8 protein-coding genes are annotated in these 8,625 nt (G+C 28.8%); 5 read left to right on the top strand and 3 right to left on the bottom strand.

Annotated elements, in window-relative coordinates; genetic code table 11:
* A partial coding sequence (locus ACIDC4_RS24550; RefSeq protein ID WP_488381174.1) for an LTA synthase family protein occupies positions 1-1,650 on the top strand: 1,650 nt, incomplete at its 5' end.
* A gap of 110 nt (positions 1,651-1,760) precedes the next feature.
* Positions 1,761-2,522, top strand: coding sequence for a glycosyltransferase family 32 protein (locus tag ACIDC4_RS24545; RefSeq protein WP_412045426.1), 762 nt, complete (start codon positions 1,761-1,763; stop codon positions 2,520-2,522).
* A gap of 84 nt (positions 2,523-2,606) precedes the next feature.
* Here the strand turns inward: ACIDC4_RS24545 and ACIDC4_RS24540 are convergent, their stop codons facing one another.
* Entirely contained in the window at positions 2,607-3,386 is a 780-nt protein-coding gene (locus ACIDC4_RS24540) for a glycosyltransferase family 2 protein (RefSeq protein WP_412045427.1), read from the bottom strand.
* Between the two features lie 292 nt (positions 3,387-3,678).
* Here ACIDC4_RS24540 and ACIDC4_RS24535 point away from each other — a divergent pair, with 292 nt between their 5' ends.
* The gene (locus ACIDC4_RS24535; RefSeq protein WP_412045428.1) at positions 3,679-4,752 is read left to right on the top strand and encodes a glycosyltransferase family 9 protein; all 1,074 of its coding nucleotides are present in this window, start codon (positions 3,679-3,681) and stop codon (positions 4,750-4,752) included.
* The gene (locus ACIDC4_RS24530) at positions 4,752-5,546 is read left to right on the top strand and encodes a glycosyltransferase family 2 protein (RefSeq protein ID WP_412045429.1); all 795 of its coding nucleotides are present in this window, start codon (positions 4,752-4,754) and stop codon (positions 5,544-5,546) included. Before ACIDC4_RS24535 ends, ACIDC4_RS24530 begins: the two co-directional genes overlap by 1 nt.
* Here the strand turns inward: ACIDC4_RS24530 and ACIDC4_RS24525 are convergent.
* Positions 5,527-6,294, bottom strand: a complete 768-nt coding sequence (locus ACIDC4_RS24525) for a Kdo domain containing protein (protein ID WP_412045430.1) — start codon at positions 6,292-6,294, stop codon at positions 5,527-5,529. The two genes, ACIDC4_RS24530 and ACIDC4_RS24525, sit on opposite strands and share 20 nt — an antisense overlap.
* Before the next feature lie 87 nt (positions 6,295-6,381).
* Here ACIDC4_RS24525 and ACIDC4_RS24520 point away from each other — a divergent pair, with 87 nt between their 5' ends.
* The gene (locus ACIDC4_RS24520) at positions 6,382-7,458 is read left to right on the top strand and encodes a glycosyltransferase family 4 protein (protein WP_412045431.1); all 1,077 of its coding nucleotides are present in this window, start codon (positions 6,382-6,384) and stop codon (positions 7,456-7,458) included.
* On the opposite strand, the gene ACIDC4_RS24515 is transcribed toward ACIDC4_RS24520, so the two are convergent.
* Complete coding sequence (locus ACIDC4_RS24515) at positions 7,455-8,345, bottom strand: hypothetical protein (protein WP_412045432.1); 891 nt, start codon at positions 8,343-8,345, stop codon at positions 7,455-7,457. The two genes, ACIDC4_RS24520 and ACIDC4_RS24515, sit on opposite strands and share 4 nt — an antisense overlap.
* Positions 8,346-8,625: the final 280 nt, after the last annotated feature.

Here is an 8,625-nt window from a genome sequence, read left to right as displayed (position 1 = left end):
AAATATAATCTAAAATATCAAAGAACCTTAAAAATATCTTTTTATGTAGTAAACTTAATCTTTATTACCACAAATTTTATTGATATAATTTATTATCGTTTTACAGGGCGAAGAAGTACATTTAGTATTATAACTGCTAAAGGAATGGAACATGAAATCATTGGATTAATTCCCTCTTTTTTGAAAGAATTTTGGTATTTAGCTATTGCATTTATATTTCTTAGTATTTTATTATGGTTTATAATTCCTGATTTTAATACTCGTATTACTACTCAGAAACTTACAAAAAAAGACTATTACAAGCAGTCTGCTTTTTTTATAATTTCATTGACGTTAATCGTAATTGTTGGACGTGGAGGTTTTCAACCTAAGCCTATTAAAATTGTTGATGCAATTAAATATGGATCTCAACAAAATACTGCATTAGTTTTAAATACGCCTTTTACAATATTAAAGACTATAACAAAAAAAGAAGATATCGAGCAGGTTAATTATTTCGATAAAGAAAAGCTTATATCAATTTACAATCCATTAATTTCGTTTAAACCAAATGTGCCAACTACTAAAAAAAATGTTGTCATTATAATACTTGAAAGCTTTGGCAACGAAAACATAAGACGTGGTCAGACTCCATTTCTAGATTCACTTATAACAAAATCATATTATTTCAAAAATGGATTTGCCAACGGAAAACTCTCAATTGATGCTGTTCCTTCAATTATTTCAAGTATACCGAGTTTGATGAACAATTCTTTTATTATCTCAAGCTATTCTCTAAATAAATCCAACAGTCTTCCGAAAATCCTCAAAAAAGAAGGATATACTACCTCCTTTTTCCATGGTGCATTTAATGGAAGTCAGAACTTTGATCAATATGCAAAAGTTGCTGAATTTGAAAAATATTATGGCCAAAATGAATATATTGGACCAGAAGCTTTCGATGGAAAGTGGGGAGTTTATGATGAAGAATTTTTACAATTTTTTGCTGGCAAACTAAACACATTTAAAGAGCCTTTTTTTAGTTCAATTTTCACTATTTCTTCTCATAATCCTTATAAGATACCAGAAAGGTACAAAGGTAAATTTCCAAAAGGAACTACTATCGTTCAGGAAAGCATTGCTTACACTGACTATTCCTTAAAATTATTTTTTGAAAATGCCAAAAAGCAAAAATGGTACAATAATACTTTGTTTGTAATTTCTGCAGATCATACTTCTGCTGGAGGTGATTTAGAGACAGACAAAACAATTATCTCAAAATTTCACATTCCTATTCTATTTTTTGATCCGGGCAATCCAAACTTTTCAGGTATAAATGAACAGAACTTTCAACAAATTGATATTATGCCTACTATAATAGATTATTTAGGCATAAAAATAGATTTAATTTGTTTTGGAAAAAGTTATTTAAGTAAAGAAAATTATGCTGTTTTCTATCTTCAGGGAATTTACCACTGTGTTAAAGATGACTATTACCTCAGCTTTGCAAACAATGAAGTAATTGGATTATATAATTGGAAAAAAGATCCTTTGCTAAAAAAGAATCTTCAAAACCAAAATGTTCTAAAAACACTCGAAATATCGAATTTTCTAAAAGCTTACATCCAAAATTTTAACGAAAGAGTTATTAACGATAAGCTTAGTTTGTAAGCAGTAGGTAACAATCTAATTTTTATTTATTTTTTTTAGCAAATATTTAAATACAATTTATTTGATAAACTAACGCATTACAAAATTTACAATAAATTTAAAATACAATTATGATCCCGAAAAAAATACATTTTTGCTGGTACGGAAAAGGTGAATATAGTGATGTAATAAAAAAATGCATTAAATCATGGAGTGATAAACTTCCAGACTATGAAATAAAGAAATGGGATGAATCAAATACTCCATTTGACAAACTGCCTTTTTTAAGAATTTTATATAAACAAAAAAAGTGGTCGTTTATCTCTGATTACATAAGATTGTACTCCATTTATACCGAAGGCGGGATTTATTTAGATACAGATATAGAAATTATAAAAAATTTTGAAGAATTACTTATTGAAGATTCTTTTGTTGGTTTTCAAACAAATTTAGAAAACAAGTATCCGTTGAATTCAGCAGTGATTGGAGCTGTAAAAAACAGTTCATTTATATTGGATTGCATAAAAGCTACAGAACGCAAACAGAGATTGCATTTTAATGCTATGGGAGGGCCGCCGATAGTAACAAGCGTTTTGAGTAATTATGGCTTGAACGTTTATAAAAAACAACACCTTAATAAGGTTCTTTTGCTCCCCACCGAATATTTTTATCCATTTGCATGGTTTGAAAAATTTACTTCAGATTGTATTACAGAAAATACTATTTGCATTCATTGGTGGGAAGATTCGTGGGTCAATAAAAAGAAGGATACAGTTTATTTCTTAAATAGTCTGAAAAGAAAAATAGAAAAAGTCCCTTTAATTTTTTTCAATAGAATTAAGTTTGCTTTGGATAAAGAGAAGTTTTACCATATAAATAACATGACTAATTGAGCCAGACTAATTAAAATTCATTATTGCAAATTATTCATATAATAGAGTCTAATTTATAATCCTTTTTCAAATTTTTATTAACAATTAATCGATTATAATTTTTGCAACTTTATATTCTTTGTGCGCCTTTTGAAGTTTTAAAAGTTTCGCATACTTCATGTAAGAGAAAAAGGCCTGAATCATCGCAAGTGATAACCCATCTAATCCGTTTAGAATTCCATTTTTGAATAAATAACAACGTATGAATGCCACAGTTCCGTTAAGAATAGGTTTAAAAGAATTTATCCTTTTTCCCTGATCAAATAATTGTTGAGCATGCCAGCCAGAATATTGATTCTTCTTCACTATAATCTGATCTAAAGAATCCCAGCCATAATGCAAAATATGTACTGCAACTTTTTTTTCTTTTCGGGCAATTATTCTTTGATGCACCTTAGAATCAGACGGATGAGCTGTTTGCTTATTAAAAAAACGTACTTTATGATCTGGATACCATCCTGAAAAATCAATTAGCCTATCTCCTAAAAAGTTTTTTACTCTAAAACTGAATGCATCATAATCTCCTTTTAAATATTTTCTATTTTCTATAAATTGTTCAGCATCTTTATCGAGAAATTCATCAGCATCAAGATTTAAAATCCAGTCATTTTTGCAGTAAGGCAATCCATGAGTTCTCTGTGGCCCATCTCCTAAAAAAGTTTGTTTAATAACTTTTGCTCCTTTTTTTTCAGCTATCTCAATTGTGCGATCATTACTAAAGGAATCAACAATGATTACTTCTTCACAAACTTTTAATAAAGCATCTATGCATTTTCCAATATTCTTTTCTTCATTAAAAGTAATTACCAACCCACTAATTTTCATTATAATTTTATTTTAAAAACAAAAATATAATATTTAGTTTACTTTATATAATTAATAAGTAAATATAAACTTACAAATAACAAGTTTGTAAAGTACTAAGAAATCAAGCTTAAAAATAGCCATAGCCTAAACTTAATACATATCAACACAAACCACTGATTTGTAATATTTTATAAATCAATTTTAAAATATATTTACGATTCATTTATTAAATCCAAATTCCTTTCTGAAAAATGATTGGGGTTTGGATTTTTTTGCTTCAATTTGCAATCTCTTTATAAATACCACATAAATGAAGATACTTGTCATTCAACAAAAAATGATTGGAGACGTTTTAGTTAGCAGCATTATTTGTAATAATCTGCGTATTGCTTATCCAAATGCTCAAATAGATTATTTGGTTTATGCCTCAACAACTCCGGTTTTAGAAGGCAACACAAGTATCGACAATATTATTTTGTTTGAAGAAAAACATCGCAAAAGCAAAAAAGAGCTACTCAACCTTGGAATTCAGATTCGAAAAGAAAAGTATGACTTATTAATTGATGCCTATTCAAAATTAGAAAGCTGGATTTTGGTATTATTAAGTAATGCCAAACAAAAAATCTCCTATAAAAAGCCAGGCAGAAACTTCCTTTATACTGATAATGTTCCGTTTGAAGCTCTTCCTAAAACCAATTTAGGTTTGGCAATAGAAAGACGTCTTTCTTTATTAGAACCTTTGGATTTAAAAATACAAATTGATCCAATTCCTAAATTGTTTGTTTCTGAAAAGGAAAATCGGGAAGCGATTGCTCTTTTTGAAAAACATAACGTTCAAAAAGACCGAAAAACAGTCATGATTAGTCTTTTAGGTAGCGAAAAATTAAAAACATATCCTTTAGAATTCATGTCTAAAGTGGTTGATTATATTGCGGATAACGCCAATGTAAATATTCTTTTTAATTACTTTCCAAAGCAGTTAGAAGATGCCAAAACCGTTTTTAATGCATGTAAATCTTCAACTCAGGAAAAAATATATTTTGATTTACTGGGCGATGATCTTCGTTCGTTTATTGCTATTATGAATCAATGTGATCTCATTATAGGAAATGACGGCGGCGCCATAAATATGGCAAAAGCACTCAAAAAGCCATCATTTATTATTTTTTCTCCGTGGATAGAAAAAAGAATTTGGGCAACTTTTGAAGACGGAATTCATCATCTTTCTGTACATTTAAAAGATTATCGTGCCGATTTATTTGATCAGAAGACAGAAAAAATGCTTAAAAAAGAGTCTTTATCTTTGTACAAAGAATTTAAGCCTGCCTATTTTACAGCTCAAATCGGATCTTTTTTAAATCAAAATTTAAGCAATTCGATCTAATGACTTTGTCTAAAAAACAAGCTTTAACAGCCTTGGTTATTACTTATAATGAAGAGCAAAATATAAAAGCTATTCTCGACAATTTGGCTTTCGCCGATGAAATAATTGTCGTGGATTCTTTTAGTTCAGATGCTACTTTTGAAATAGCTTCTTCCTTTAAAAATGTAAAAATTGCTCAACGCATTTTTGATAATTTTGCTTCTCAACGCAACTACGCGTTAAGTTTAGCAACGAATTCATGGATTCTTTTTATTGATGCAGATGAAAGACTGACCACTGAACTTGAAAAGGAAATCACTACTATTATTAATGAGCAAAATAGTGTCTCGGCGTATTTTATGTACAGAACTTTTATGTTCCAGAATAAAAAATTGCGTTTTAGCGGCTGGCAAACAGATAAAATCATCCGACTATTCAAAAAAGAAGAAGCATATTACAATCATGAAAAAATTGTACACGAAAAATTAATCGTAAACGGAGCAATCGGAGCAATCGGAAAATTAAAGAATAAATTAATCCATTATTCTTACTCCGATTATGAGGATTATAAGCAAAAAATGATTTTTTACGGACAATTAAAAGCGCAGGAAGAATTAGTAAAAAAAACAAAACCGCATTTTTTTCATTTCTACCTACGGCCACTTTATCAATTCATGAATCAATATATACTCCGTTTAGGAATTCTGGATGGAAAAAAGGGCATTATTATTTGTTACCTGAATGCTTTAAGTGTTGCAGTACGTTTTCAGGAGCTTAAAAAACTAAGATCAAAAATTACGATTTCCAAAACTTAAGTTTCTTTTTTAGTCTTTTCTTTCTGGCAAATTCTTCCTGAAAATTAGTAGTGGCCTGCCACATTTTTTCAAAAATTTCAGCTTCAGTTTTTTCTTTGTAGAATTTCGAATATTCATTGCTCATTACAGCAATCATTTCCTCTTTAGGAGTTAAGCGGCTAAAATTGTTCATACGTTGCTCAAAACTCATATTTTCGTGAAAATTCATTCTATTTAAATCTACTAAAAAGAAACTATATTGATTGTTTTCGTTCTTTTTGATTAATGTATTTCCCGGAGAATGATCTAAAAACTCTACCCCTTTTTCATGAAGATCAAAGGTGAATTTTGTAAACTGTCTTAAAATTGTATCGCTATCCGGATAATCCGGAATTTCAACCAATTCTCTATAAGTCAATTCAGTTACCAAATGTTCGCTTGCATAATAACTGTCTTTTAAACCTATAATATTAAAATTTTCAAGAAATGCGATTGGCTGTGGAGTTCCAATTCCTTTTTCTAATAAAATAGTAGCGTATTCGAACGAACGTCTTGCTTTTGATTTTCTAAAATATCGATAGGCAATTTTGTTTACTATATTCGGAATTTTAAAGGATTTAATATTGATGGTCTTTCCGTTTAAGTCAAACAGTTTAATTTTATTTCGATCCCCATTACCAAAAAGTTCACCTGAAGAATTAAACATTTTGATTTTGTCAAGAATTGACGAAGTACTATTTTCGAAAGAAGGATTTACTTTAAAATTCATCAGTAGCTTTTTATAAGCAACAAAAGTACATATACGATTTAACACTTCAAATTATTATTGTATTTTCGTAAAAAAAAAGGAAAAAGAATGTCACAAAAGAAAAGTGTTTTTTTAGAAACTCATAATATAAACAACAGAGCTACTGGTTTAGGAACTTTTAACTATGAACTTATTAAAGGCTTGAAGCAGCTTTCTTTTGACAATCTAGAACTTCATCTTAATTCCGGCAAACCCGATTTGCTTAAAAATGAATTTGGAAATAAATTTGAATATCATAAATACAGGTCGTTTCATAGATATAAGCCTTTTAGACCTATGGATAAATTTGATTTATGGCATTCGGTTAATCAAAATTCTAAATTAGAACCGCGAACAAATACAAATTATCTACTAACTATCCATGATGTAAATTTTGTTGAAGAAATATCATCGGATATGAATCATAAACGCAATCGCTTATTTCTCGATAAATTAGAAAGAGCAAATGCCATTACCTATATTTCTGAGTTTGCAAAAAAGCAGACACATCAATATTTTCAGGTTCCTAACATTCCTGAATACATAATTTATAATGGAAATCCAATTTCTACTTTGGTGGATACTTCAAAGTTTGTGAGCAATGTTCCTGTAGACAAGCCTTTCTTTTACACTATTGGAGATTTTATCGAGAGAAAAAATTATGTTTCAATCATCAATATGATGAAAGTAATTAAAGATTTTAATTTAATTATTTCGGGAAATAACACAAAAAAATACGGCGAAGTAATTCGAAAATTAATTAATGACAACGGCTTGCAAAATCAGGTTTTTTTAACTGGAAAAGTAAGTAATGAAGGCAAACAATACTATATGAAAAATTGTACTGCCTTTCTTTTTCCATCGATTCGAGAAGGTTTTGGCTTACCTCCTATTGAAGCTATGAGTTTTGGTACGCCGGTATTTTTATCAGACAAAACTTCATTGCCAGAAATTGGCGGTGACATAGCAAATTATTGGAATAATTTTGATCCTGAATACATGAAAGAGATTCTTTTTAAAGGATTAGATCATTTTGAAAACAATAAAAAGGAAATAGAAACAAAATTGAAAAAAAGAGCTGCAAGTTTCGATTGGAAAATTGCAGCTGCAGAATATTTAGATGTTTACAAGGAAATTTTATTTTAGCTGTCAGCTTTAATCTTTTTCTTAGTAAGAAACTTAAACCATTGGCCAAAATTCTTTCTAATAAGAAAGAATTTTCCAATATGAATTTTATTAGATGATTTAAAATTATCGAGCAATTCCTTAAGAGAATTTCCTTTCATGAATTCTAATGATTTCCAATGCATAGGATCTAAGTAGAAAAAACCTTGAAATTGTTTATAATTAGAATTCGAAACAGAATCCCATTTTTGCATAAACTCACTTTTATTTATTTCCTCATTATGACCCCAATTTTCAATTTTCTGAACTAAATCTTCTCGTGAACGAGATAAACAATCATGCAAGGCGACAGAATCTGTATAAATAGATCGGCATTTTGCGTGTCTTCCTATCTTATAATTCGGATAATTTGTAGCAATCATGAATTTATCCAATTTATCAACAAATAAAACTCCTTCATCTACATACTTATATAGGTTAATTTTAAAACCACAAATCTGTACAATTTTATTCTCAGGATTTACTAATAGACTATTTTTTCGTTTCAAAAAAGAAACAAACTTACTAAAGTCATAAAAATATTCATCAGAATCCAGTTGAATTAACCAGTTTCCTATCCCCATTTTATGTGCGAGCATTTTACGTTCTCGGATTTCACATTCCATAGCAGTAAATCCAGATATATAAAATTCTTCCTCAAATATCACAATCTTATTTTGAGTATCGAAATCCTTAATCCACTTAAAAAAGTCATCCTTAATTTCAATATCCTGACCTTTCCAAGTTTTTCTATTGCTATCAATAGCCAAAAAAACATTATCTGCCTCACTATAGATTGTTGGAATCGAGTTTTTCAGTAACTCATAATCATATGATACTAAATACCCTACCTGTATCTTTCCTGCCATTAACTTCAATATAAAATTCGTTGCAATTTAGTATTTAATTTCTACTTTTGTTAAAAATTAATTAGAATATATATAATAGATATGCTTTTCTTGAAATGGTTGCGCAATATTTTTTTTTAAAGCTTTTATTTTTAAACAAACTTAAAATTATCCAAATACAATGAAAAATCATATAACAAAATTCAATAATTTTCTTTCAATGATTAGCATTATCAAATAAATTAACATCATGAAAATTTGTTTAATCAGTTTTGACTTTTTCTCTTTTGATCAAAACATT

It is taken from the genome of Flavobacterium sp. C3NV (assembly GCF_046825355.2).
Taxonomy (GTDB): Bacteria; Bacteroidota; Bacteroidia; order Flavobacteriales; family Flavobacteriaceae; genus Flavobacterium.
Note: the sequence above shows the minus strand (reverse complement) of the source record. Positions and strands in the feature narration are given on the sequence as shown.

Coding starts and splice junctions, on each gene's coding strand:
- ACIDC4_RS24545 (WP_412045426.1), top strand. CDS start 1,761: ATGATCCCGAAAAAAATACATTTTTGCTGGTACGGAAAAGGTGAATAT.
- ACIDC4_RS24540 (WP_412045427.1), bottom strand. CDS start 3,386: ATGAAAATTAGTGGGTTGGTAATTACTTTTAATGAAGAAAAGAATATT.
- ACIDC4_RS24535 (WP_412045428.1), top strand. CDS start 3,679: ATGAAGATACTTGTCATTCAACAAAAAATGATTGGAGACGTTTTAGTT.
- ACIDC4_RS24530 (WP_412045429.1), top strand. CDS start 4,752: ATGACTTTGTCTAAAAAACAAGCTTTAACAGCCTTGGTTATTACTTAT.
- ACIDC4_RS24525 (WP_412045430.1), bottom strand. CDS start 6,294: ATGAATTTTAAAGTAAATCCTTCTTTCGAAAATAGTACTTCGTCAATT.
- ACIDC4_RS24520 (WP_412045431.1), top strand. CDS start 6,382: ATGTCACAAAAGAAAAGTGTTTTTTTAGAAACTCATAATATAAACAAC.
- ACIDC4_RS24515 (WP_412045432.1), bottom strand. CDS start 8,345: ATGGCAGGAAAGATACAGGTAGGGTATTTAGTATCATATGATTATGAG.